Here is a 25,850-nt window from a genome sequence, read left to right as displayed (position 1 = left end):
GTACTGCGGTGGGGTATTTGCTTGAGGGGGAAGGCGCATCCCATGACTGGAGAAAATCTACGCCAGTTGTTATTGCAGAAGTGGGGGTATTCCTACGACATTCGACTGCGGCGGACCCAGGGGAAGATTTTTGTGCTGGTGATGTGGCGCTACCTGGAGCAGGCGTCGTTCCCCCTCAGTGAGGCGGACTATTTAGCCCACTTGAACGCGATCGCCAGTTATCTGCAAGCCTGGGGTAGTGTGGAGCAGGTGGTGACCTATATCCAGCAAACCCGTGAAAAGCCCCGTCTGGGAAAGGCGGTGAGTATTCCCCTGGACTTGGGCGATCGGGCTTCTGAGTGGATTATTGAGGAGTGATGGGCGATCGCCCTTACCAGCCGTTACCGATGAGAATGAAGGGGGACCAGAGGGGTTACCGTCTTGGTCATGACTGCGGATGAGGGCGAGTTGGGCGGATTGGAGGGCTTCGGCGCGGGTTTGACCTTCTTTGAGGTGTTGGTTTGAGGTGTTGATAGAAGGCTTGCATGAGTTGGCTGGTGCCTTCGTCGCTATCCAAGAAGCCATGAATGGGATCGGATTGGTTAGGACAGGCTAGGAGAACGCAAGGCAACCCCCTAGCCCTGTCCGACTACGTTGTTACAGCTTAGACCCGCAGGCATGACAGAACTGATGCGCCGAGGGATTCACCGTCCCGCAACTGTGGCAGGTAACCTCTGCTGGCGCCGCCGCGAGATCCCGTTGGGGGGTCGGCAAGCCCAACATTTCCGCATTATTCTTGCCAGGAGCCACCATTGGGTAACAGTTCTCATCCTTCTTGACCCGTACATCCAACAGCACCGGTCCCGGATGGGCCAACATTTCCGCGATCGCCGGGGCCAACTCATCCCGCTGGGAAATTGACATCCCCTTAATGCCAAAGGCATCGCCCAACTTCACCAGATCCGGCATCCCCACTTCCATGTTGGAGGCCACATAACGCTCATCATAGAAGGTTTGCTGCCATTGGCGGACCATCCCTTGCCAACCGTTGTTGATCACCACAATCTTGATGTTGACATCGTACTGGGCGATCGTGGCCAACTCTTGCAGGTTCATCTGGAAGCTGGCGTCACCGCTCACACAGATCACGTCCTCTTCCGGTAGGGCAAACTTCGCCCCCATTGCCGCCGGAACCCCATAGCCCATCGTGCCCAGCCCCGCGCTCGAAATCCAGCGGCGGGGACCTGTATTCAGGAATTGGGCTGCCCACATTTGGTGCTGCCCCACATCCGTGGTGTAGTAGGCATGGGGAGCTTGCCGTCCCAGTTCCGCAATTACCTCCTGCGGCGAGAGGCTGTCATGGGGATGGGGGATCTGGAGCGGGTAGTCTTCGCGCCAGTTTTTGATCTTCAGTCGCCAAGGTAGCGTCTGGTGAGGATCGGTTTGCACACCGGTCTCACGGATACGGTGCAGCAGATCAATCAGCACTTGACGCACATCCCCGACAATCGGCACATCGGGCTTGCGGTTCTTACCCACCTCGGCTGGGTCAATGTCGATGTGGATCACCTTGGCCCGTGAGGCAAATTCATCCAGCTTACCTGTCACGCGATCGTCAAACCGGGCACCTACGGCAATGAGCAAATCACACTCACTCACGGCGAAGTTAGCGTAGGCGGTCCCGTGCATCCCTAACATCCCCACCGCCAGGGGATGGCTTTCGTCAAACGCGCCCTTCCCCATCAGGGTCGTGGTCACCGGGATATGGAAATGTTCGGCCAATTCCTGGATTTCCGCATGGGCCGAAGCCGCGATCGCGCCGCCCCCCACATAGAGCAAGGGCCGTTGGGCTTGTCGGATCAGTTCCACGGCTTGGGCAATCTGGCGCGGGTTACCCTTCACCGTCGGACGATACCCCACCAGCTTCACCGAACCGGGTTCAACGGGGGTGTAGTCAAATTCTTCGAGACCCACATCCTTGGGCACGTCAATCAGCACAGGGCCAGGGCGTCCAGTACTGGCAATATGGAAAGCTTCAGCCACCATGCGGGGAATATCGCGGGGATCGCGGGCCACATAGGAGTGTTTGACGATCGGCAAGGTAATGCCATAGATATCAATTTCCTGGAAGGCATCGCTACCGATCGCGGCGCGGGGTACCTGACCCGTAATCACGACCATTGGGATCGAGTCCATCTGGGCCGTGGCAATCCCCGTCACCAGGTTCGTCGCACCAGGGCCAGAGGTGCCAAAACACACCCCCACCATCCCCGTTGCACGGGCATAGCCATCGGCAGCATGGGCCGCCCCCTGTTCGTGCCGCACCAGAATATGTTGGATACTGCCATCGGCCTCCGCCCGGTAGACCTCATCATAGATCGGCAAGATCGCCCCACCGGGATAGCCAAAAATGTGGCGCACCCCATGACGCTTGAGGCTGTCGATCAAGGCATACGCGCCAGTTGCTCGTTTCACGGCCACGCTCTGTAGTTGCACAGGTCCCCCCCTCTCCTTTCCGGATCTAGATTCTGTAACGAGTGATGCAATATCCATGCATTTTAATGCACTTTAGCAGGCAAGTTAGTCGGATTAGCTTATCTATTCCTATTGATTTCCCCTCTGTTAGGATTGACTAACAATTGGGGGACAATGCTTAAGAAATGGTTGCAAAATAGCTGACCGTTCCCCCCCCAATGGACCAGTATTATCTGATCCTATAGTTAACTAATTCCTGAACAAGAAACTGCAAAGCAGTGGTGTAATGTCGCTGCTGCTGATCTAAGCTAATCTGCCAACCCGTGACCGTTTGCGGCGATCGCCAGAGACACAGGTGTTCAACTGCCGGATCGGCATAAAAACTTTCCCCCTGGCCGCCCAGCAATCCGGAACTCCAATGGGTAAAGTGATCGTGACTGAGGCGATGCACAGGGACAGTTGTCGGCCAGGGTACGCCCCAAGCATCAATGGCAAAGATCGCAGCGATCGGGACCCGACGGCAAGCCAGGATGGGAAGGATACCGGCGATCGCCACACACCCAGCACTAAAGCCCAGGAACACCCAAGGGGGAGTGGGTTGCGATTCATGGAGCAAGGTGAGTAGGTGCCAGGAGGAGTAGGCGGGGTAGCGATTGCTGGGGAAGATGAGCGGTCGAGGTGCTGGGGAGGGGAGGCGGGGGGCAAGGGCCTGCCAGAAGTCTACCGTTAAGGTGGGATCATGCATCCCTGGACAGAGGATCAGGGTCACGCGGTCTTTGACGATTGAGGTTTCGACTGTTGATGGAGGTATTCAAATACCGACTTGTCACCAATGTCGTCGGGGATCGCCTGGAAGGCTTTTCGACCGGCAAAGATCAGAAACCCCCCAGCCCAAATCACTAATAGGAGTTGTCCAGCATAAAGGGGTAAAAGACCGCTCATGTGGCCGAGTAAAACCATTGGAACTAATGGCGTGAGCAACTTAGTTTCTAGACGATCGAAGCAAAAAGCTTCCTTAAAGAAAATGCCTGTTAAGGCAACAAATAGCCAACCCACACCGAGCAGAAGAAAGGGCTGTTCGTAGACCGTTACAACAAGCGGGGTTTCAAATTTTACGGCAATCACAACGGACGCAATCGCACCAATCAGCCAGCAAGCTTGCAGGAACCGATGGAGGATGATCAGATAAATGTGAATAGTTAATAGGCTAACCCCTAGGGCTAACCCGAAAACAGCATATAACCCGGTCAGCACCCAGGGGGTGAAGGGAAAATTCGGCAGGGTCAGGGCAAGCCCCGTGGCGATCGCGAAACTGAGGGCCGCGATCACGAGACCCATGCGATAGACAATCACCCCGCGGCGATCGTTGGCGGTGATCGTAAATTCACCAAATTGGCCTTGGTAGATGGGGGAAGGGGCTGAAGTTGCAGTCATAAAGCAGGTTGCGAGAAGGACAACAAAAGTTAAACGCCAGATGTAGCTTGGCAGACAGGCAGCAAAGCCAGAATTAAAGTCGGCCCAAAACCGTCAATATAACCGACCGGGGCAGGGACAGTCCCACTGGCCCTATCTTACCAATGGGTAGATTCCGGCGATCGCCCGATCGGGATGCCTCTGCCAAACATCGATCGCGGCACCCTCCGGACCCGCTGTCGCCTGTTATGTTTACATCAGAGACGGGGAACTTTAAGACTAGAACTCGATTCACAGACAACAGCCCCTGGCGATCAGTCCCATCAAATACAGAAAGCAAGGAAACTGGCACATTGGCTGCAAGCAAGACACGGTCAAGACTGTCGCCGATCGCACCTCTCACACACTGGGCACGAGACTAATAAGTTACGCATAACCACGGAGAGTAATTGACCGGTTCTATGTTATCTGTATGAATCTACCGATTAAGCCCGTGAATTCAGGACGGTGCTTAATAAAGGTAGAAGTCTTGGCTCAGGGAAGTCTCCCACGAACCTGGGACGTAATAGCTACCACTGCGGGTAACGTTTACCCAGGGAGCATAGCTGTGATCCCCGTTCAGTCGATCTTCCGGGGCTGGGGCGTGTAGGTTGGATCAATAATAGGTTTTCAATAAAGTCGCCATTTTCACAAAAATTCATAAAGTTTTCCTGACGGTTTCGTTACTTTGCGCAATACCATAGATTAAAATCTCTCAGCAGGATTGAGAGTCGGTTGGATGAGGCAAGACTGCCTGTTGAGGAGCGGCAACGCAAAACCGCGAGTGACTGAGGCCAACCGTGTAAATTCCTTTAGCGTTAGCAGGTTGCAAACCTGAGTATGAGTAAGCGAACAGATGCGAAATTGGGATCAACCCTAGCTGTGGCAGGTATTGCCCTGCTTCTAGTGGGTGGTATTGGGATCTCGACGGGGCGGCTAGCCCTGAGAAGTCTACGACCGGGCTATGTGGGTGTGGCTTTGATGATGGAAATTGTGGGATTGGGTCTGCGGGAGAAAGCCCAGGATACCTAACGCCGCTGGCTTTCTTAACCTTGCGAGCAGGCCAGCGAATCGTCTCTTGTTGCCATGATTCTCTTGTTGCCAATGCTCTTGTGGGGTAGGCATCCTGCCTGCCGCCATACCCTCCGATCCCACACTCTATCCAGTAACCAGTCATGATGCGCTGACCTTGGTGTTCAACCACCGGGCGCACCCAAACATTTCAGGCAGGGGCGCTAAACTTGGATCAGACTTTCTTGTGAAACGCGACTCCCTCTGGCATTTCCTCCTATGAGACACCCTGGTCTAGCCGCAAACCCTCAACCTTCCTGCCCTAGCTCCCCTGCGTCCCCCACAAGTGCCGCCGCCACCCCCCGCCAACGACGGACGATCGGGCAAGTCGCTGTGGGTTGGTTGCTGCTGCAAGGTGCCCTCGCTGGCTTGTTGGGTGGTCCAGTGCTAGCCCAGGAAAACCTCAGCTACAGCCAACTGTTGACTAAAATTGACCAGGGTGAAGTAGCCAAAATTGAGTACGACCCAGAACGCCAAAAAGCCAAGGTCCAACTCAAGGGGGCTAGTGGCCCCAACGCTACCCAGGAAGTGACCCTGTTTAATAACAATCCGGAACTGGTTGAACGTGCCCGTGTCAACAATGTCGAATTTTCCGTTCAGCCCTCTGCCGACAATCGGGCCGTAGTTGGCCTCTTTCTCAACCTGATGCTCGTTTTGCTCGTGATCATGGGCCTGATGATGATCCTGCGTCGCTCCAGTGGGGCCTCGAATCAGGCAATGAACTTTGGTAAATCCCGTGCCCGGTTCCAGATGGAAGCCCAAACTGGGGTGATGTTCGAGGACGTGGCGGGGGTCGAGGAAGCGAAGGAAGAACTTCAGGAGGTGGTGACCTTCCTCAAGGAACCGGAACGGTTTACGGCGATCGGTGCCCGCATTCCCAAGGGCGTTCTCCTCATCGGCCCACCGGGGACGGGGAAGACGCTCCTGGCCAAGGCGATCGCCGGGGAAGCGGGGGTGCCCTTCTTCAGCATTTCCGGCTCGGAATTTGTGGAAATGTTTGTGGGCGTTGGCGCTTCACGGGTGCGCGACCTGTTCCGTAAAGCCAAGGAAAGTGCCCCCTGTTTGATCTTTATTGATGAAATTGATGCGGTGGGTCGCCAGCGGGGAGCCGGGATTGGCGGTGGGAACGACGAACGGGAGCAAACCCTGAACCAACTGCTCACCGAGATGGACGGCTTCGAGGGCAATACGGGGATTATCGTCATCGCGGCCACCAACCGTCCCGATGTGCTGGATTCGGCCCTGCTGCGGCCCGGACGCTTCGATCGCCAGATTACTGTCGATCTGCCCACCTATAAGGGACGGTTGAAAATTCTAGAGGTCCACGCCCGCAATAAGAAGCTAGAAGATACGGTCTCGTTGGAAATTGTTGCCCGTCGCACCCCTGGGTTTTCCGGAGCCGATCTGGCTAACCTACTGAACGAAGCGGCCATCCTGACCGCCCGTCGCCGCAAGGAAGCGATCGGTCCCTTGGAAATTGATGATGCCATCGATCGCGTCACCATTGGCCTGATGCTGAATCCCCTGCTCGACAGTAGCCGCAAGCGCATGACGGCCTATCACGAAGTTGGCCACGCCCTGCTAATGACACTGCTGAAGCACTCGGATTTGCTCGATAAGGTGACAATTATTCCGCGCTCGGGCGGCATTGAAGGGTTCTCCCAATCGATCCCCGATGAGGACACGATCGACAGTGGCCTTTACACCCGTGGTTGGTTGCTCGATCGCATCACCGTCGCCCTGGGGGGGTTGGCCGCCGAAGCCGAAGTCTTTGGTCCCGATGAGGTGACGACGGGGGCGAGCAGTGATATTCGCCGGGTGGCGGATCTGGCCCGACGCATGGTGACCCTATTTGGGATGTCGGATTTGGGACCTTTGGCCCTGGAAACACCGGGGAATGAGGTGTTCTTAGGGCGGGATTGGGTGCCGCGATCGGAGTATTCGGAAGAAATTGCCGCCCAGATCGATCGCCAGGTGCGGGAGATTGCCACCCGTTGCTATAGTGAAGCCCGTCGGATTATTCGGGAAAATCGGCCTTTAGTCGATCGCCTGGTGGATCTGTTGTTGGATCAGGAAACGATCGAGGGGGATGACTTCCGGAAGCTGGTGGCGGAATATATGGATGTGCCGGAAACTGACCTGCACAAGGGCAAGAAACTGCCCACCTTGGTGACGACTCCGGCCTGATAGACCTTTCCTGCGTAACGACTCCCTATGAAACTCGCGAAAAAGACCCTGGATGAACGCCTGGATCATCTTTACGATGTGATTATCGTCGGTGGGGGTGCCGGTGGCCTCTCGGCAGGGATCTACACACAGCGTTATTTACTCTCCTCGCTGATGATTGAGAAGGGGCGGGGCCGCTCCTTCTGGATGCAGGATTTGCGCAATTATCTGGGCCTACCGCCCAATACCCCCGGACGCGATCTGCTGATGCAGGGGCAGGAGCATTACCTTTCCCTAGGGGGCGATTACCTGCGGGCCTATGTGGAAGCCGTGCAGGACGAGGGGGACTATTTTAGCGTCAAGGTTAAGGTCGGGATGAAGGATAGCATTTATCCGGTGTTTCGATCGAAATACCTAATTGCGGCCAGCGGCATCATTGACAACCTGCCCCAACTGGAGAATATGCAAAATGTCTATGACTATGCGGGCTATAACCTACATGTGTGCATGATTTGTGATGGCTATGAGATGGCCGATCGGCGCTGCGGATTATTTGTCAACTCGGAGGCAAATATCAACACAGCGTTCGTGCTGAATTGGTTTACCCCCTATCTGTTTGTGTTCACGATGGGGTTGTTTCCGGTGAGCGATGCCATGCGCCACAAGCTAGCGGATCATGGGTATCGCCTGATTGAAACGCCGATTAAGCAATTCCTGGGCGAAAAGCATGAGATGACGGGGGTGGAGTTGACCGATGGCACGGTGATTCCCCTGGAGACGGGGCTGGTGGCGATGGGGGCGCACTTCCATAAGGACTACCTGGCTGGGCTGAACCTCAAGCAGGACGGGGAGAATTTAGTCACGGATGGGATGTGCCGCACGTCTCATCCCCGGATTTTTGCCTTAGGGGATCTAAAACAGGGGTTAAACCAGGTGTCGATCGCGGTTGCAGATGGTACATTAGCAGCGACAGCCATTTGGCGGGAGATTCGTCGGGCTTCTCCACCCCGTCGTTGGGAGGCGGACCCCGCTACGGCTGAGCCATAATTACCGGCCATACCTACGGGAGCGACGTGACCATGCCCCAAACCGAAACCCAAGATCTTCAAGCCCTTCAGGCCGAAATGGCCGCAATGCGGGAGGAGTTGCAAGTCCGCGATCAATTGGTGCAGCAACTTTCCCAGGAGTTGTTTCGCTTGGTGAAGGGCAATCAGCAATTTATGCCGAACCCGGAGTTGTCGGAGCGGCACCAGGCGGAAATGCAGGTGATTCGTGAACAATTGCAACACGTTGAGGAGCAGGTGGCGTTTTACCAGGAACAGTTAGCAGCGCGGGATACGGAGGTGCAGCAATTGCGCCAGTCGGTGCAGGAGCTGACCGATCGCTCGCGGATGTTGGAGCAGGTGGTCCAGGAGTTGCCCAAGGTCTATCGCCAAAAGTTCGCCGATCGTATGGCCCCCATTCGCGAAAAGATCGCCCAAGTGCAACGGGAAAATCGCCAATTGCACGCAGAATTACAAAGTGTCAGCTATCGGCTGGCAATGACTTCGCGAGGTTCCTCCAAGTTGGATCTGCCCAGCTTTGGCAATCCGTTGCCCCAGGTATCGATGCCCAATTTTGGCAATGCGTAATTAGTGAGTCGTCATCCTTCTCTTGTGGGGTAGGCGTCTCGCCTGCCATCCAGACAGCCGCGACGGCTATCCCCCATTTTATTTGTGAGCGACTGAGCTTCAATCGAGATGGGAACACCACTGCCCTACAACTTCCGGCGAACCATACCAGGCACGATCGGGGCGGGGGGAATGCTGCACATCGGCCAGGGTGAGGTTTTTGGCTCCCTCTAGGTGGGCGGCGACGATCGGTGTAATCCCATCCCCCCAAGTTGCCCCCTGGCCACAGGTCAACTCGTAGCTGTTATAGGCCAACCAGGTCCCCCAACGGCGGCGACCAAAGATCGACTTTCCCGCCACACAAACATAGGACACGTCCGGATAAAAAGCGCCGGGATAGGTGGTGTTAACAAACTCTAAGTTGTTCCGCGTCCAACGCTCTTGACTCAGGTGGGGCGTCCCCAGGGTAAGGAGGGTGGCCACATGGCCTCTGGCTTTCCAGGTGCGAGCTGCGGGCGAGTAGGGTTTGTCCCCCAGGTAGATCCGGGCGATCCACCCGCCGGCAGAGTGGCCAATTAGGTGCACTTTGTCACTGCCCGACTGCTCTAATACCCCCATGACCGTGCGATCAATCTGATCAACAATAGGGTTGACTGGGCGTCCCCCTAGGGTCGGCAACCAGTCACGTCGCTGGAGTGGCACGATCGTGGCGGCAAATCCCCGACTCCGCAGATTTTGGGCTAGGGATGCATAGGTCGCGGCTCCAGCAAAATATCCCGGAATAATGACAATCGGTCGCGGCATCGGCTTAGCAAGGGCATCCAGAACTTCGTTATTGATCGTAACGGTTGTCGTTGCCTCCCCAGGGAGAAATTATGATCAGGGCAAGCCGCCACCATTGCCTAGGGCTAGTCGCCCGCTTTCCACGTCAGCTAGGATGGGCTGCATGGGTGCAATACCACGATTACCCCTAAGGTCCCGAATTCCCTTGCGGCTCCTGCTGGCTGGATGTTTTGGCTTGCAGGTAACACTGGCGGTGGTCCTGACGGGCTACCTGTCGCTGCTGAGTGGGCAGCGCAGTGTCATGCGATTGGCGGAACAGCTTCAGTATGAGATGAGCGATCGCATTGCCGAAAAGGTTCAGGATTATTTAACGGCTCCGGGTCGGGTCAACGAACTTAACGCGATCGCCTTCCAGAATAGCCAATTGCACCCCACTGACCTCGATCAACTGGAAGCCCAGTTTATGGCGCTGCACAAGCTCTTTGATACGGTCAATCACATTTCCTTTGGGTCTGCCACTGGGGATTATGTGGCGGTTCGCCGTAATCTTGAGGGGGACGGTTTTGAAATTCTGCGGGTCGATCGCCGCCGCAATGACACCCTATACACCTATAGCACCGATACCAATGGCCAATCTCGCCAATTGCTCCGCGAGAAACCCCACTATGATCCCCGTGAACGTCCGTGGTATAAAAGTGCGGTTGCGGCGGGCCATCCCGGCTGGAGTACACCCTATCGTTACTTTCTCGCCTCTCCCTTAGGAATTTCCCATGTCTACCCGGTCTATGCGGCCCGACAGCAGCTCCAAGGCGTCCTAGCCACTGACTTTGATCTCTCGGATATTAGTCAATTTCTCCAAACGCTTGCCATTGGCCAATCCGGGCAAGCCTTTATTGTGGATGGGGCGGGGCACCTCATTGCTACGTCCCAACCCGAAGAGCTTTTTCAACAACGGGCAGGGCAAACCCAGGCGATCTTGGCGATCGCGAGTCAGAACCCGGTGATTGTAGAAACAGTTCCTTTGCTCCAAGCCCATCCCCCCCAAGCCAATACCCAGGAACGGGGTTCGCCCTTACGCCTAAGCACGGCGGCTGGCAGGTACTTCGTCTCCTTTTCCTCACTCAAAGCGCCAGGGGGGATGGATTGGCAACTCGCGATCGTGCTGCCTGAAACCGATTTTCGTGACCAGATCGATCGCAATCGGCAGCAAACCCTGCTGCTTTGTTTGGTGGTACTCATCCTCACCAGTGTGCTAGCCACAAAAACGTCACGCTGGTTGGCCCATCCCTTTTATGAGTTAACTGAAGCTGCCCAAAATTTATCAGCAGGGCGCTGGCATCCCCTCATCTATACCCGACAGCGGGAGATACCCACCCCCTATCCGGCGGAAGTGGACATCATCGCCCAGTCCTTTCGCCAGATCGCGGGGCAATTACAGCAGTCATCGGTGGCCCTTGCCCAAAAGGATGCGGAAGTCCGGCGGCAAGTGGATGAACTGACCGCTAGCCTCCAGCAACGGGAAACCGAGCTGCGATCGCTATTTGGGGCGATGAAGGAGCTGATCTTTGTTCAGGATATCAACGGACGCTACTTGACGATCGCCCCCACTAGCCCTGATTTACTGTACCGGCCCGCCGAAGAACTGATTGGCAAAACGGTCCATGAGGTTTTCCCCCCCGATAAGGCCGAGCTATTTATCGCCTATATCCACCAGGCGTTGGCGATTAAAAGCATGATTACGGTGGAGTATAGTTTACCGATTCAACAGCGGGAAGTCTGGTTTTCGGCCACGATCACGCCGATCGCCCGTGATTCCGTAATTTGGGTGGTACGCGATATTAGCGATCGTAAACGAGCAGAAGCCGCCCTCAAACTCTCAGAGGAAAAGTTTGAAAAGGTTTTTCGAGCGAGTCCCAGTCTGATTGCAATTACCTTATTAGAGGATGAACGGTTCGTTGAAGTGAATGATAGCTTTGTGGATGCCTGTGGCTATACCCGCGATGAAATTATTGGCAAAACCGCAACCGAACTGAACCTGTGGGTGAATGAAGATACGCGGGCCAGAATGATCTCCCTACTGCGGGATCAGGGAGCTTTTAATAACTATGAGTATGAATTCCGTACCCGATCGGGTGAACGCAAGACGGGCCTCCTCTCTGCCGATATTATTGATATCAGCGGTGTGCGATATGGCCTGTATGTTGTTAACGATATTACTGAGCGCAAACAGGCGGAAAGTGCCCTCCAGGCAGAACAGGCGAAGTCAGAGTCGCTCCTGCTCAATGTCTTGCCCAAGACGATCGCCGATCGCCTCCGCGAACATTCCACCCTCCCCTCTGCCAGCGGTCATAGCGCCTTTATCGCTGAGCAATTTGATAATGTCAGTATCCTGTTTGCCGATATTGCGGGCTTTACCCAGATTTCCAGCCACATTTCGCCCCGTGAACTGGTCGGTTTATTAAACCATGTCTTTTCTCTCTTCGATGATCTATCAGAGCAATACCGACTAGAGAAGATTAAGACAATCGGGGATGCCTATATGGTGGCCGGTGGTCTGCCCAGCCCCCGCCCTGATCATGCCGAAGCGATCGCCAATATGGCCCTCGATATGCAATATGCGGTCCAGCACCTCAAAAAGCATTACCATCACCCCGTCCAGATTCGGATCGGTATCCATTCGGGCACCGTGGTCGCGGGGGTCATTGGCCATAAGAAGTTTATCTATGACCTCTGGGGGGATACGGTCAATGTGGCTAGCCGGATGGAATCCCAGGGGGCGGTGCAACGTATCCAGGTCACAGACACAACCTTCAACCTACTGAAGCACAAGTTCATCTTTGAGGAGCGGGGCCTGGTTGATGTCAAGGGTAAGGGCTTGATGAAAACCTACTGGCTGCTCGATCGTCGCAGTCTCTGAGTACCGTTGGCCGCGCGGCCCCCCAGGGGAATGGGCACCCCTAAACCTTCCTAAACATTGACGCGGGTGCGGTGGGGCGTCCGGCTAGCGGGATCGCTTAAGCGCGGGAGGCGGGGAAAAATCCGAGGAACAGGGTGCCAAGGTGGGGGATGTGGGGAAAAGCTTGTCTCGTGGTCGTTTAGCCGCGATCGCGATCGCTAAACTTTAACAACTTTCCAAATAAATGTTGCTAGGGGACTAGCGCAGAACGGGGAAACGTAAGAGTATAGAAATAAGCGGTCGAACAGATGCAGGGTTCAACCGCTCTCTTCTCACATCAACTCCCGCCCAAAGGCGGGTTTTTTTATGCGGCCATTGGCCACGGAGTTACGATAACCCACTTTCCCAAAGTTGCACACGCCCATCCCGGCAGAATGTTACCAACTTTGACATCCTCCCCAGCCTGAAGGCGCGGGGGTTCCCCGTTTGTCCACCGAAGCGGACTCCTGATGCGTGGGCAGACCAGCCAATGGCCCCAGATTGGGGGCTGACAAGGCTTAGAGGGTGTTTTAAGGGGGGATCGCGGTTAAAACCGCAACTACGAACCTCGATGTTTAGCTGTCCTAAGAGTTGCTTTGCGTTTGTAGTGGCGACTAAAGTCACCACTACAACTTGTTTCTGGACTTTTCAAACACTCGCTAAGGGAGGCCTCGGCTGATCTCGACGCCATTGCAGCGGGGGACTTGCGAATTTAGGCAGACAAGATATGATGGGACTAGCAAAAGGGTTTGGTCTCTCAGCACGATCGTGCTTGCGCATCTTCACGACCTAGGCGTGGTGATTCAACAAGGCGGCAATGCAATGGGAGTGCGGCACGTCCCCAGTCTCTTGCAACGCTGGCATCGAGGTTTAGCCCGAACCTTTGTGCGTGTGTTCACGTTCGATCAATTCCACATGACTATCTACATTGGTAATCTGTCGTATCGGGCAACGGAAGAGGACTTACGGCAGGTTTTTCAGGAATACGGTACCATCAAGCGCGTTGTGTTGCCCACCGATCGAGAGACCGGACGGATGCGGGGGTTTGCCTTCGTCGAAATGGATGAGGATGCCCAGGAAGATGCAGCCATTTCAGAACTGGATGGGGCTGACTGGATGGGACGGCAGTTGCGGGTCAATAAGGCTAGACCTCGCGATCACGACAATAAGCAGGTTGCGCGTCAATCTGGTTTCTGAGCATTAGGTTTCTACGCGATAGCGCTGAATTTCTCCCTGGCTAGTTCCTGACCAGGGCAATTATGCTTTGAGATGGGAGTCGTCATTTTGATGCCTTCCCTCGTTTGCTTGGGACATCTAGTAGTCTGTCAGGCTTAATTTAATGAGGGGTTGTAAATGATGCCTGATTAAGTGGGGCCTCGGCTGATTTCGACGCCATTGCAGCGGGGGACTTGCGAATTTAGGCAGACAAGAGCAGACAAGATATGATGGGACTAGCAAAAGGGTTTGGTCTCTCAGCACGATCGTGCTTGCGCATCTTCACAACCTAGGCGTGGTGATTCAACAAGACGGCAATGCAATGGGAGTGCGACACGTCCCCAGTCTCTTGCAACGCCGACATCGAGGTTTAGCCCGAACCTTTGTGCGTCTGTTCACATTCGATCAATTCCACATGACTATCCACATCCGTAATCTGTCGTATCGTGTCACGGAAGATGACTTACAGCAGCTTCTTGAGGAATACGGTAGCATCAAGCTCATTGCGTTGCCCAGCGATCGAGAGACCGGACGGAAGCGAGGGTTTGCCTTCGTCATCATGGAGGTGGATGCCCAGGAAGACGCGGCCATCTCAGCACTGGATGGGGCTGACTGGATGGGACGGCAGTTGCAAGTTAGTAAGACTAGATCCTATGGGTACGAAGGCGATGACGATCGGAGGCGTGAATCTTGGGTTCGTCGCTGACGGCACCTTGCGCCATCAACTGCTCAAAGACAACGGTTTCATGGCGTTCGCCCGCCGTCAGCACAAAGGTGATCGGTAACCCATTGCCATCACAGCAGAGATGCCGTTTGGTCCTAAATTCCCCTTGGGAACGCCCTAACACCTCGCGTGCTTGCACTTGCTCAATCGCACTTCCCGTAGCTGCCGGGTCTAGGTCCCCCTTTTTGCCCCTGCCGCATGTTGGTGGTCACGGATGACACTGCCATCGACAAAGTGGATCGCCCAATTGAGCTTACCCTCGGCATCCGCTTCGGCCTGGAGGGCAGCCAACACCTGCTGCCATAAACCGGTTTTACGCCAGTGGTAAAACCGTCCAGCAACCGTTGACCACGCCCCATAGTGTGCCGGCAAGTCGTGCCAGGGTGCCACCCGTGCACAAAATTCCAGAGGATGCCATTGATGACCGTGCGGTGGTTTTTGGCCAGGCAGCCAGTATGCGGTTTTTGTGGGGGCAGTAAGGGCTGGAGCCGCTCCCACTGTTGGTGACTCAGATCACCTCGGTGGATGGTTTCTGAGGCGTGGTCGGTCATGCCAATCAATTAGGTAGCTGTACTACTCCCATTCTGCCAAAGAGTTTTAAAACACACCCTAGCCTTGTTAAGCTGCACCATGTTTGGCCCAATCTACCCAATTCAGCTTGACACTGCACTTGCTTGACACCTCCCAACAGAGGCAGCCCAGAGACAATCGCCTATAATGGAGGGTGACCAAGGGCGTGTGATCGTCTGTCGCAGAAACGGGAGAGTATGGCTAAGGTTCCTACAGATGACTCACAAGCGATTGGCCGCATCCCAGCAGCGGCAACGGCAACAGTAGAGCAGTATGCCCACGCGCTAATCCAGAAGCACTATCGCCGCATGATTAGCCGGGAAGCTTTGGTGCTCAAAGATAAAGATCCGGAGGATCTGCACCAAATGCGGGTAGCGATTCGGCGGTTACAAACAGCCCTGCAAATTTTTAAGGCGGCGATCGTCCTACCGAAGGCGGCTCAGATTAAGTCCCTCCAAGGAATTACCAGGCAACTCGGTAAGCTCCGGGATCTGGATGTTCAACTGGATACCCTTAAAACGGAATACGCGGAAAAGCTTGATCCGTCGGAACAGGGTTTGCTACAACAGGCGATCGCGGCGTTAGCCAAGCAACGTAAAAAGGTCTTTGCTAAGGTTAAAACCGTCCTGAAAAGTCAAGTTTATCAAGATCTGAAAGTGGCCTATGAAAATTGGCTCGATCGGCCCCGTTATACGCTATCGGCCCAACAATCTTTGGCGTTGGTTTTACCGGAGTTATTGAGTCCATTACTCGCCGAACTCTTGCTACATCCAGGGTGGCTCATTGCGGCCAATGATCAGACGGCGATCACCAGCCCCATCCTGCATGATCTGCGTAAAACCTGTAAGCATGTACGCTATCAGGCGGAATTTTTTACGGACTTCTATGAACCGGCATTTAAGCAATGGATTCAGGAGATCAAGGGGTTGCAAGATAGCCTGGGGCAGGTACACGATATTCAGGTTTTGCAGCAAATTCTGCTCAAGTCAGTGCCAGAATGGGGTGAGTCTATTCATCTCCGCCAGATGATTGAGGCAGAGCATGAGAAGGCATTAGGACTCTGGCGATCGGTACAGGCGAAATATCTCAGCCCCGACTATCGTCTGTTCCTCCATCAACTGCTGTTATCGCCGCTCTTAGCGCGATCGGTAATGCCTGTGCCGAGCAATGGGGTAAAGGGGGAAGCGATCGCAGCCACTCCTGAGGATGATCAATCGCAGGGGGATCACCCTGAAGCGAGGGTAGCCCTAGCGGCTCAGTCCAATGGGGGTGTTGCTGGGGGGGAGGCTGAGCCGATCTCGGAAGCCAAGGCTGGGGAAGATTCGGTTAAGGCGTCAGTAGTGGAGCCGTCTTCACCCACGGTTACAAAAACAAGACGGCAGACACCGACAACACGCAAATCCCCTGGGGTTAGAACCCCGCGATCGCCACGACGGCGGCCCCAGTCCCCCGCCGGCAATTAAACCGGTCACTCAGTCAGGCTATTGCCAGTCTAAGGGGGCAGACCCTATTGTGGTTGACCAATGATCTAGATTCGCTTGTACCGCTTGCCTCAAGCGTTCCGTTAATGCACTAATGGTTTGACTTTTCTGGGTTTGATATTGGGGGAAAAACTCTCGCAAATTGATTATCTCACCCGGCTTGATATACACATCGCGATCGCCCTTGGGAGGGGGTTGATCAATCTTAAAAACTTCTCGCTCTAAACGCGTTAGGGTGTCTAAAAAACGCTCTGGCGTTGGATTGGTTGCGACATAGCCATCATAAATGGCATTGAAATTCAGCAATCGATAAGTTGCTTGCTGGATTGCCCTGTAGCGATTTGAATCCACGACCTCATCCGTATTGACTTGGGTTTCCAGGGTATGTTGAATCCGGTAAACCCGTTCGCGTAGGGAACTCTGGGGTGGGGGATTAATCCCCAGCGCCTGCTCGCAGTTGTGCAAAACTTCTGTTTTTAAGCGCTGGATGCGATCGTTCCAACTTAGGTCTGTCGATGCGGCGGGATCAAAACCGTAGTCCCGCTCAAAGCCGGCCAAGACCTGACCCGCTACCTGCCGCAGACGATCGTAGGGGGTAGCCGCGATCGTCACCTGCAACCGTTTTTCTAGCCGCCTAAGGGTGCTATCTAAAACCGGTTCCATATTACCCCGATAGCGATATTTCAGACTAAGGGGCACTGCATATAAATTGGGAACCTCCCCTGTTTGCTTGGCACAACGGCTCATCGCCTGAAAGGCCAACTGGACGGCCCCTTCCCGGAAGGGCATCACCGTATCATTCTGAAACGAACAGCCCCCCTCGGCGAAGACTACCAGCCGGGCACGCGGCTGCATGAGCAGTTCAACCGTATGGGCGAAGCTGGCGCGATCGCCCAAGCCGCGACGAATTGAATAGGCTCCCACGGCCTGCAAAAATCGACCTTCCCAGCCCTGAAACCGTTCATAGGCTGCCAGGTAATAAAACTGATCTGGTAGACGGGCTGCTAGTAAAAAAACCGCAATCCAATCATGAAACGTCGGATGATTGGGCAGAAATAGGACCCGCTCATGCCGGAGTTGCCTGAGGTTATGTAAGCTCTCTGGGTCTAGCCGCAGTCGCATTCGGTAATATAAGCGCCCCACGAGCGGTCCCACCAGTTGGCAGGCTCGCACTAGCAGGGGATTGAGGCGAGGCGGATAGAAGTCTGACATGCTAGGAACCGGAGGAGACAAGTCGAGGTGATGAGTGAACTAGGGAGCATCCCAAATTTGTGATTCCAGGCGCGTGGCCCTCAGAGACTAGGATTTTCTCTGTACTCTCTGTGTCGCCATGCCTATTTACCACAGCGGCGCGGCGGACACAGAGGTCATCGCAAAATATAAGCATGCGGGGGGCAAAACGGGGATGCCCCCAGTGCATATTTCTGCATATTACAGCCGTTCCCTCTCTAATGAAGTACGGTCAAGCCTTGTCAACAAGGGGCTTAAGCCCCTTGCCTGTACCTCACCAAGCATGCCAGTGTTGTCATGGCTTACCATTGCTGCCCTGCTTTCCAAAATAAATAGAGGGACATCAAACCTAAAAAGCTACGAAATAGCAGACTGACCACTTGATCGGGGAGTTTTGGGAGTAATCGGGTGCTGATCTGTGCCCCTGCGAGGCCCCCCAAGCCCAACAGCAACCCCGCGATCGGTAAAATATTGCCACTCAGCGCATGGCCGACGCTGGCCGAGAGCGCCGTAATGATGATCACCCCCAGGCTGGTTTGAATCGCCAGCTTGATCGGTTCATGCAATAACAGCATTTGTAACGGCACCAGAATAATGCCGCCGCCAATGCCAAACACACCTGCCAACAGACCCGCCAAGCCGCCAGTGAGCAAACGGGCGATGAGGGGATTAACGGTTTTAGTCGCCGGGGGTGCGATTTCGGCCACGAGCCTATCTGGGGTTTGGGCGATCGCATCCAGGCGACGCTGTTGTTGCGCCACAAGGTGATTACGCCAGGAAACTAGGGCAATGTTGATTAGTAAAAAGGCCGCAAAGGCCGCAGTGAGAATGGCGGGCGAAAATTGTTTGCTCAGGTTGACTAACCCAACCCCCACCTGGGCCGTGGCCAGGGCCGGGAAACCCAGGGTCAGCACCCGCCGGATATCCAGATAGCCCATCCGCCAGTTTTGCAGACTACCCGACAGGGAGGTAATGACGATCGATAGACTACTGGTGGCAACAGCTTCCACGGTGGTATGCCCTAGGGCGATTAAGATCGGCACCAGAACCGTTCCCCCGCCAATGCCCAGGAAACCGGCCATAATCCCGGCCAATAACCCCGCGATCGTTAAAATCAGCCACTCCAACTCCATTCCTTATCCCGATCCTCTTGATACCAATCTGTCGTTGCGGGTCATCCTGCCGATGCTCAAGGCAACTTACAAGCCAGGCGGTGATGATACCGTAATTGTCTGGGGCAAAAGGGTCTTGGCTAATACCCCGTGTACCCCCCGCATGGGCTGGTTCACCACCTGGGTAATGTGAAAGTCTACGGCCAAACTACAAAGGATATAGGCATCCTGAGCCGTTAGGCCAACCCACTGTTCCAGAAAGGTCATCATATGTTCCAGGGCGATCGTACAGGCGGCATCCAGGGTTTCGGCAAAGCCCATCGTGATCCAATGGGTTGGGGTTTCGGCAAAGGGTAGGGGGAGCGTAGGGGCTAAGTCGGGCCGGACGATGAGCCGAATTGTCCCATTCATTGACGTTTCCAGGGCGGTGACATCGACTTCCCCATCCCCTTGAACAGCATGACCATCCCCGATGGAAAATTGGGCACCGGGCAGAAAAATCGGTAAAAACAGACGGGACCCAGCTTGTAGGTGGCGGTTATCCAGATTGCCACCGTAGCGACCGGGGGGAATCGAACTGCGTTGTGCCTCTGCCGTCGCCACCCCCAGGATGCCAAAAAAGGGGCGTAGGGGGATCTGAATGCCAGAGCCAGGGGGAAATTCAGCGGTCCCCTGGGCCAAATCCAAGGGGATAAAGTTCAGCGCGGGGGTCTGGAAGCGGTGGGCTAGCAACCCCCAGCCGGGGCGAATGGCATTAAAGCCCATTGCCAAACGCGGCGCGATCGCCTCAATCTGCACTTCTAACACCATGCCCGGTTCTGCCTGCCGTACCCCGATCGGTCCTGTCAGTAAATGGGACCCTGGCCCGACGCGACGATCGTCCGGGAGTTGCGCACGAATGGCCAGCAGTTCCGGTGGGGCAAATTTGGGGGGGGCCTGGTCACACAGGTAAAAACCCGTGAAGGTTTCAACGGTGATGCGATCGCCGGAATCGACGATCAGGGCAGGGGGGAGTTGATCGGAAAAGCCGCCCAGGTGAACGGTGTCGCAGGTGGCCGGGAGGTGATGGGTGCGCATAGGAACTCGGTAAGAGGGCAACAAGAGAAAAGAGAAAAGAGAAAAGAGAAAAGAGGTTTGGGTCAACCCACTCAGGTCAACGTAACAGGTGTTCCGCTAGATCAAGGGTGAAATAGGGGGATGGGGGTTCGACCTGACCTTGAAGGATTTGAAAGGGGCGATCGGGATCGCCCAAATGATCTAGAACAAGGCGGGCCAGACGAAAGTCCTGGTGGCGGGTGTAGTCGTTACAGGTGACAACGGTAACCAGTTGGGCCTGGGTGGCCGCTTCCAGGCCCTGTTGGGAATCTTCGATCGCTAAACAGGCTTGGGGCGGTAAATCCAGAGCTTTCAATACATACGCATACACATCCGGGGCGGGTTTCTTGGCAGCCACGATATCCCCAGCGGCAATGACCTCAAACCAATCGGGACTGTCGGGTCCCAGAGCAGTTTGCAGCAACGCGATTGCATTGTCAGGGGCGCTGGTGGTTGCGATCGCGAGCCGTAAGCCCTGGGCACGAGCCGCTTGCAGCAGGCGGAAAATCCCTGGACGGGGGGGGATGCAACCCGTTTGGAGGAGCGATCGATAGTGGCGAGTTTTGGCTGTGTGAAGGTCTGCGATCCAGGCGGGGATCTGCTCCACGGGGATGGATGGGCGGGCGGCGCGATCGGGGGGGAGGGAATCGAGGTAAAACTGAATGCGCTCTTTGCCACCGGCCACTTCCAGTAATTGGCCATACCGTTCGACGGACCAATGCCAATCTAGGCCTGCCTCGGCAAAGGCTTGGTTAAAGGCAAGACGATGGCCATCCCGCTCGGTTTCCGCGATCGTCCCATCGACATCAAAAATGAGGGCTTGTAAGGTAGACATAGGCATCGTTCAAAATTAAAAATTCACCATTAAAAGGGCATTGCGGTTAAGGTAGGATGAGGCCAGTTCAACTGCCCCAACCGACGAGATAACGTTGCCGGGGAGCGCCGAAGTGGTATTTTGCGAGGTGCCCAAAATTCAAAATTACCAGGGGCGGAGTGGACAATGAAGGGGCAGCGTAATGGTAAAGGTGAGGCAATGGTTAACATTCTCAACGGTAATCGCTCCCTGCAAATGTTCCACTAGGCGTTTCACTAGGGTTAAGCCTAGGCCGGTTCCCCCGTGTTTCCAGGGGTCATTACTGGGAATACGATAGAACTTGTCAAAAATGCGATCGACCTCGGATGCTGGCAAATCGATCCCGGAATTACTCACGAGAATGCATAGGTTGCCCAATACCAAACTGGCCCGAATTTCAATCCGCTCCCCCGCTGGCGTATATTTGCAAGCATTGGTGAGTAACTCGGTCAACACCCGTCCCAGACAAGAGAAATCTGTAGTTACCAGGGGGATCTCTGGCGAGATGCTGATGACTAAGTTCTGGTCATGTTCGGTAGCGCGTTGTAGGAAGGGTTCTATGATATGGTGAATCCAATCTTCCAGGTTGAGCATCCCTAAGTCAAGGGGTTGACTGCCTGCTTCCAATCGCGACAAATCAAGCAGGTCGTTAATGAGGCTAATCTCTCGTTCACATTCATTTTGTAGAATATGAAAATATTGCTCAATTTTCTGATTAGTATTCTGGAAATAATGTTCCTGCTCCAGAAACACCTCTAGCATTTGGATCGACATTTTAATATTGGCCATCGGCGATCGCAGTTCGTGGGAAACCGTACTCAAAAAGTCATCTTTTAGGTAATTGAGCCGTTCCAATTCCTGGACCTGAGCCTGGGCAGCCTTATACAACCGGGCCTGTCGAATCGCGATCGCGCACTGGCTGGCAACTTGTTCCGCGAGGAAAATTTCTAACGTATCAAAAATATCATCACGGGGTTTAAATAACCATAGATCACCGAGGGGACCTTGATCATCCCGCATCGGACAAACTAGCATCGTATAGTCATGTTTACCCTGACGCACCGAATCAAAATCCCCCCAACAAAACTGAAGACTTTGCCCCATTAGCACTTGACGATAGATTTCCATATAGTCGGCAATAATGATCACTTTGCCTTGGGCAGGTGGGAGGGTTTGGGTATATTCAAAGGCGATCGTGGAGGTAAGGATAGCTTCGTCATAAATCCCCGCATCACAGCCTTCAATATGCAGTGTTTTGGTCAGGGATTCTACCACCGTTTGTAGGATTTGGTTTTCATCTAGGGTGTCGCGCACCTTATCGGTAATGTGCTTCAGCAGGGCCTCAAATTCCAATGCCCGCTGGAGGGCGATCGTGCGTTCCTGGACTTGCGCTTCCAACCCCACATTGAGGATGTGCACTTGCTGGTAGAGTTCTGATTGCTGAATCGCGATCGCGAATTGGGTGGCGATCGTTACGGCTAATTCCACTTCCAGCGGTTGCCAAGCGTGGGGTTGCTCTCGGCACAGGCTTAGGCTGCCCCAAACTGGACAGGTGCTCGCCTCCGTAGCCCCACCAAAATAGAGAGGGATGAGCAGCCAACTACCGGGGAAGCGAGCCACAAGATCGGTATTGACCCTATCGCTAAGTTGACGGGAATCATCAATTTGGACAACTTCCCGTCGTTTGAGCCGCTCGGCTAGAGGATTAGCAGCATCGGCGATGTCTAGCCCCATCACATTCTCCCGCTCGGACAGACGGTGATAGTCAGCCACATGCCGCCAAACCTGTTGGTCGGGTAGGTACTGAACGATCGCGGCTTGATCTACCTGCAAGAGTTCGGCAATCTCGGTAATGGCCGTATTAAAAACTTGCTCAAGATCCAAGGAATTGTGAATGGTTTGGAGCACCGAATTGAGTGCCCGCTCCCGTTGGGCTTGTAAGCAGAGGGCAGCTTCAGCCTGTTTGCGGTTATCGATATCCTCAAAGACAGCGATCGTGTAATCCGGTATGCCATGCACATCTCGCACTAAAGAAACACTCAGGTGCATCCAGAGGCTGTCCCTTCCCTGGCGGATAAACTGCTTTTCCAATGCAAAGGAGGAAATTTCACCCGCCAACAGTTGTTGCCAATAGCGACTAAATCCATTGGGCTGCGATGGCTCGGCCAAGGCCAAGAGGGAGAGTCCTTTAGTCCCCTGCTGGGTATTAGCAAGTAACTCGGTTTCTGCATAGCCAAGGAGATCACAGAGCTGTTGATTCACCTGCAAGAAACAGCCATTAAGATCGGTACGGGCAATCCCCACCGCAGCCTGCTCAAAGATAGCCCGTGATCGCGATTCACTATCCCGTAGGGCGGCTTCGGTGCGTTTACGCTCAGTAATGTCCTCCACGATCCCAATTTCCGACTGGCACTCCCCGGTTTCATCACGAACGAGGGAAACCGTTAAGTACCCCCAGCGGATAGCCCCATCCCGTCGAATAAAGCGCTTTTCAAGCGAAAAAGATTCGATATCTCCGGCAAATAGCTGCCGGGTGAGTTCCAGATCAACGGTGAGATCCTCCGGATGGGTTAGGCTCTGGTAGTCTCTCTGTAGCAGTTCGGTGCTGCTATACCCCGTAAAGTCACAGAAGCGTTGATTCACCTGGATAAAACACCCCGTACTACTCACCTGCGCCATTGCCACCGCAGCCTGCTCAAAAATGGCTCGAAAACGGGCCTCACTGGCCTGAAGGGCGATTTCAGCCTGCTTCCGTTCGGTAACATCTAAAGTCACACCATCACCAATAATATCGCCGGATTCCAGGCGGGTGAAGCGAATGGAGTCTTGCAACCAACGTTGTTTTCCCTGTTGGTCAAAAATACGATATTCAAAGACACCGGGTTCGAGGCTAACGATCGCCTGTTTCAGCTTGGCCATAAATCGGACCCGATCGTCCGGATGCATGATGTCAAAAAATAAGGCCGAGTCAGCAACAATTTGCTCCGGTTCAAGGCCACTGACTTCCCGTTCCCCATCACTGACGTAAAGAAAGTCAACCTGACCAGTCCGATCGACCCGAAACCGATAGACCGAGCCAGGGAGGTTATCGGTAATCAACGTCAGTAGTTGTTGGTTTTCAGAGAGGGTTTGCTCAACCGACTTGCGATCGCTGATGTCGGCAATAAGGCCCACCAAGCGTTGGTGGTGGCCGTCGGCATCAGTCAATAGGCAGGATTTATCCTCAACCCATACCCAATGCCCGTCGTGGTGGCGTACCCGGTACTCCTGACGCAGGACCGCCCACTCTGGAGCAGGGGGCGGCAGGTGTTGTAGGGATGGGTAATCGTCGGGGTGGATACAGGCAATCCAAGCTTGTCGGCTTTGGGGCGCAGCCAGGGGGGTATACCCCAAAATAAATTGCAGGTTGGGTCCCCAGGTGATGTGATCGTGGGTGAGGTCCCATTCGTAGAGAATCTGGCCGCTAGCCTGTCCGGCAGCTTCGTAGCGCTTTTGCCAGGTTTGGAGTTGATACAACTGCTGCTGTTGTAGTTGAGCGGCTTGAAATTGCTCAAGCTTAAGGGATAGGGCCACGGCTGCACTTTGGAGCAAGGCGATCTCAGCCATATCCCAGGGACGGGCTACTTCACAGTTGTCAAAACCAATAAAACCCCAAAATTTCCCCTGGACGAGTAAAGGCAAGACTAAAACAGCAAGAATATCTTGGGCAGCGAGAATATCCCGCTCCGGGGCTGGCAACGCGGCTACCAAGTCGGCAATAATTTCCCCCCGGCTTAATATCGCCTCCCAGTTAGGGGCATAGTCTGCATAGGCAAGGTTTTGGAGCAGGGGGTTATCAATTTCAGGTGAAATCCCAACGTTGCACCATTCCGCCCGTTGGCACATGATCAAACGCCCCGCAGCATCGCGGCTATTCTCAAAAACATATACCCGTGATGCACCACTGGTTTGCCCCAATCGCCGCAGGATTTTTGGATAGATGCTCTCTGGGGAATGGGCAGCTAGCAAATCCTGTTGAATGGCGATCAGGGTTTTCAGGTAGCGATCGGGGTAATAGGAGGTTGCCAAAACCGTCTCGTTCATGCGGGGGGCCAGTCCGTAATATTACCAATGTAGCCAACCCCTTCCCAAAATGAAACCGTGTTCAGACGTAAATATAAGCGCATTGGGATCGTATTGATTTTTAATTTATACCTGTCAAAGCCCAACCCAACTGCCTTCGTCAACACAATTGATGTTGAGCGGTCGAGCAGCTAGTCGATAAGCCAGTCGCTCAATAATTTTATGAAAAACCATGAAAAAGTGGGGTATTGTCTCCCCACTTCCATTGATAACTGCACATTTTAGCTAGTAGTTGTGTGCCCTTGGAATTTCCCCATCAAACGGCTGTACACCGATCGCGGGATAGGTATCTTCAATCGGTGTGAAAACCCGACCTACGGCTTCCATAACATAACGAATTGCACTATTGATATTTTCCCAGAGTTTCATAATCTTTCTCCCCAGCAAGTCTCACGTTGGTTTTTAGGTTTCGTTGCTTGTGCTTGATGATTGTCTCCAGATCGCTTCCAGATCGCTTTTAAAAATATCTGGAACGTTCCCTCTTCTTACCGTCTATGCTTTGATCATAATAAAGAGGTTTGATCCTGTCAAAGAATTCCATGCTTCTTCATAGGTCTTTAGAATTAGTAATAAATGCCTGCGTTTAGCTGTAACTGGCCCGATCTTCAGCACTTCCCAAGCATGATTGATGAGTGAATCTAATAACATTAAGGTATTTGATAAGTAATGTTGGGTTTCGGCACATTGGCACGATCGCGGGGCAAGGACAAGATGAGCATGGCGTTTCTAAGGCTCAAGCGTGGTAGGCACTTAGCTCATAGTTGAAATTCTGCCCAATGTTGATCCCAGCTATCTTTGGGGTTACTGCGGACCCTTGGACGTGAAGTTGGTACTTGACCTCGGTTCTTAGTTTGTTGTTTTATCCAGCGGTAAAGGAATCGGGGGGGTTGGGAGCCGCTGGGCACTGCCAAGGGCCATCCCGACAGCGTCACTACAATAGAGATAGGAAGGTTCCCCTGGCTGTGGGGATAGGCTGG

General features: G+C 54.2%; 20 protein-coding genes. 9 read left to right on the top strand and 11 right to left on the bottom strand.

What is annotated here, in order from left to right; translation table 11 throughout:
• Positions 1-357, top strand: a 357-nt coding sequence (locus tag ACWIUF_RS02675; RefSeq protein ID WP_448570635.1) for a DUF3067 family protein, incomplete at its 5' end; no start/stop codon positions are given.
• Positions 358-636: 279 nt separating this feature from the next.
• Here ACWIUF_RS02675 and ilvB read toward each other — a convergent pair.
• From ilvB to ACWIUF_RS02660, 3 genes are all read right to left on the bottom strand, one after another.
• A complete protein-coding gene (gene ilvB / locus ACWIUF_RS02670) occupies positions 637-2,475 on the bottom strand; it encodes a biosynthetic-type acetolactate synthase large subunit (protein ID WP_448570634.1) in 1,839 nt (612 codons plus the stop codon).
• A 208-nt stretch (positions 2,476-2,683) separates the two neighbouring features.
• Entirely contained in the window at positions 2,684-3,223 is a 540-nt protein-coding gene (locus tag ACWIUF_RS02665; RefSeq protein ID WP_448570633.1) for a hypothetical protein, read from the bottom strand.
• Entirely contained in the window at positions 3,220-3,888 is a 669-nt protein-coding gene (locus tag ACWIUF_RS02660) for a DUF2301 domain-containing membrane protein (protein WP_448570632.1), read from the bottom strand. Before ACWIUF_RS02660 ends, ACWIUF_RS02665 begins: the two co-directional genes overlap by 4 nt.
• A gap of 858 nt (positions 3,889-4,746) precedes the next feature.
• Between ACWIUF_RS02660 and ACWIUF_RS02655 the strand changes: the two genes are divergently transcribed.
• From ACWIUF_RS02655 to ACWIUF_RS02640, 4 genes are all read left to right on the top strand, one after another.
• Positions 4,747-4,938: a hypothetical protein gene (locus tag ACWIUF_RS02655; RefSeq protein ID WP_448570631.1), complete on the top strand. Its 192-nt coding sequence runs from the start codon at positions 4,747-4,749 to the stop codon at positions 4,936-4,938.
• A 258-nt stretch (positions 4,939-5,196) separates the two neighbouring features.
• Positions 5,197-7,164 (top strand): ATP-dependent zinc metalloprotease FtsH, encoded by a 1,968-nt coding sequence (gene ftsH / locus ACWIUF_RS02650; RefSeq protein WP_448570630.1) that lies wholly within the window; start codon positions 5,197-5,199, stop codon positions 7,162-7,164.
• Positions 7,165-7,191: 27 nt separating this feature from the next.
• Positions 7,192-8,190: an NAD(P)/FAD-dependent oxidoreductase gene (locus tag ACWIUF_RS02645; protein ID WP_448570629.1), complete on the top strand. Its 999-nt coding sequence runs from the start codon at positions 7,192-7,194 to the stop codon at positions 8,188-8,190.
• Between the two features lie 32 nt (positions 8,191-8,222).
• A complete protein-coding gene (locus tag ACWIUF_RS02640; protein WP_448570628.1) occupies positions 8,223-8,774 on the top strand; it encodes an Npun_F5560 family protein in 552 nt (183 codons plus the stop codon).
• A 99-nt stretch (positions 8,775-8,873) separates the two neighbouring features.
• Here ACWIUF_RS02640 and ACWIUF_RS02635 read toward each other — a convergent pair whose 3' ends face one another.
• Positions 8,874-9,557 (bottom strand): esterase/lipase family protein, encoded by a 684-nt coding sequence (locus ACWIUF_RS02635; RefSeq protein WP_448570627.1) that lies wholly within the window; start codon positions 9,555-9,557, stop codon positions 8,874-8,876.
• 142 nt (positions 9,558-9,699) lie between these two features.
• Here ACWIUF_RS02635 and ACWIUF_RS02630 point away from each other — a divergent pair, with 142 nt between their 5' ends.
• The 3 genes from ACWIUF_RS02630 (at position 9,700) to ACWIUF_RS02620 (ending at position 14,392) form a co-directional block, all read left to right on the top strand.
• Positions 9,700-12,453, top strand: a complete 2,754-nt coding sequence (locus ACWIUF_RS02630) for an adenylate/guanylate cyclase domain-containing protein (RefSeq protein ID WP_448570625.1) — start codon at positions 9,700-9,702, stop codon at positions 12,451-12,453.
• 933 nt (positions 12,454-13,386) lie between these two features.
• Complete coding sequence (locus tag ACWIUF_RS02625; RefSeq protein ID WP_448570636.1) at positions 13,387-13,668, top strand: RNA recognition motif domain-containing protein; 282 nt, start codon at positions 13,387-13,389, stop codon at positions 13,666-13,668.
• A gap of 286 nt (positions 13,669-13,954) precedes the next feature.
• Entirely contained in the window at positions 13,955-14,392 is a 438-nt protein-coding gene (locus ACWIUF_RS02620; protein ID WP_448570624.1) for an RNA recognition motif domain-containing protein, read from the top strand.
• A gap of 189 nt (positions 14,393-14,581) precedes the next feature.
• Here ACWIUF_RS02620 and ACWIUF_RS02615 read toward each other — a convergent pair whose 3' ends face one another.
• A complete protein-coding gene (locus ACWIUF_RS02615) occupies positions 14,582-14,800 on the bottom strand; it encodes a transposase (protein WP_448570623.1) in 219 nt (72 codons plus the stop codon).
• A 377-nt stretch (positions 14,801-15,177) separates the two neighbouring features.
• Between ACWIUF_RS02615 and ACWIUF_RS02610 the strand changes: the two genes are divergently transcribed.
• A complete protein-coding gene (locus ACWIUF_RS02610; protein ID WP_448570622.1) occupies positions 15,178-16,443 on the top strand; it encodes a CHAD domain-containing protein in 1,266 nt (421 codons plus the stop codon).
• A gap of 18 nt (positions 16,444-16,461) precedes the next feature.
• Here ACWIUF_RS02610 and ACWIUF_RS02605 read toward each other — a convergent pair whose 3' ends face one another.
• The 6 genes from ACWIUF_RS02605 to ACWIUF_RS02580 form a co-directional block, all read right to left on the bottom strand.
• Positions 16,462-17,673 carry a 1-acyl-sn-glycerol-3-phosphate acyltransferase gene (locus ACWIUF_RS02605; protein WP_448570621.1) on the bottom strand — a complete coding sequence of 404 codons (1,212 nt, stop codon included), beginning with the start codon at positions 17,671-17,673 and terminating at the stop codon, positions 16,462-16,464.
• A 320-nt stretch (positions 17,674-17,993) separates the two neighbouring features.
• On the bottom strand, positions 17,994-18,824 hold the full coding sequence (locus ACWIUF_RS02600; RefSeq protein ID WP_448570620.1) for a sulfite exporter TauE/SafE family protein: 831 nt from the start codon (positions 18,822-18,824) through the stop codon (positions 17,994-17,996).
• A 66-nt stretch (positions 18,825-18,890) separates the two neighbouring features.
• Positions 18,891-19,880 (bottom strand): acetamidase/formamidase family protein, encoded by a 990-nt coding sequence (locus tag ACWIUF_RS02595; protein WP_448570619.1) that lies wholly within the window; start codon positions 19,878-19,880, stop codon positions 18,891-18,893.
• A 76-nt stretch (positions 19,881-19,956) separates the two neighbouring features.
• A complete protein-coding gene (locus ACWIUF_RS02590) occupies positions 19,957-20,733 on the bottom strand; it encodes an HAD family hydrolase (protein ID WP_448570618.1) in 777 nt (258 codons plus the stop codon).
• Positions 20,734-20,877: 144 nt separating this feature from the next.
• Positions 20,878-24,834, bottom strand: coding sequence for a PAS domain S-box protein (locus ACWIUF_RS02585; RefSeq protein WP_448570617.1), 3,957 nt, complete (start codon positions 24,832-24,834; stop codon positions 20,878-20,880).
• 264 nt (positions 24,835-25,098) lie between these two features.
• A complete protein-coding gene (locus ACWIUF_RS02580) occupies positions 25,099-25,242 on the bottom strand; it encodes a hypothetical protein (protein ID WP_448570616.1) in 144 nt (47 codons plus the stop codon).
• Positions 25,243-25,850: the final 608 nt, after the last annotated feature.

It is taken from the genome of Trichothermofontia sp., from assembly GCF_053493415.1.
Note: the sequence above shows the minus strand (reverse complement) of the source record. Positions and strands in the feature narration are given on the sequence as shown.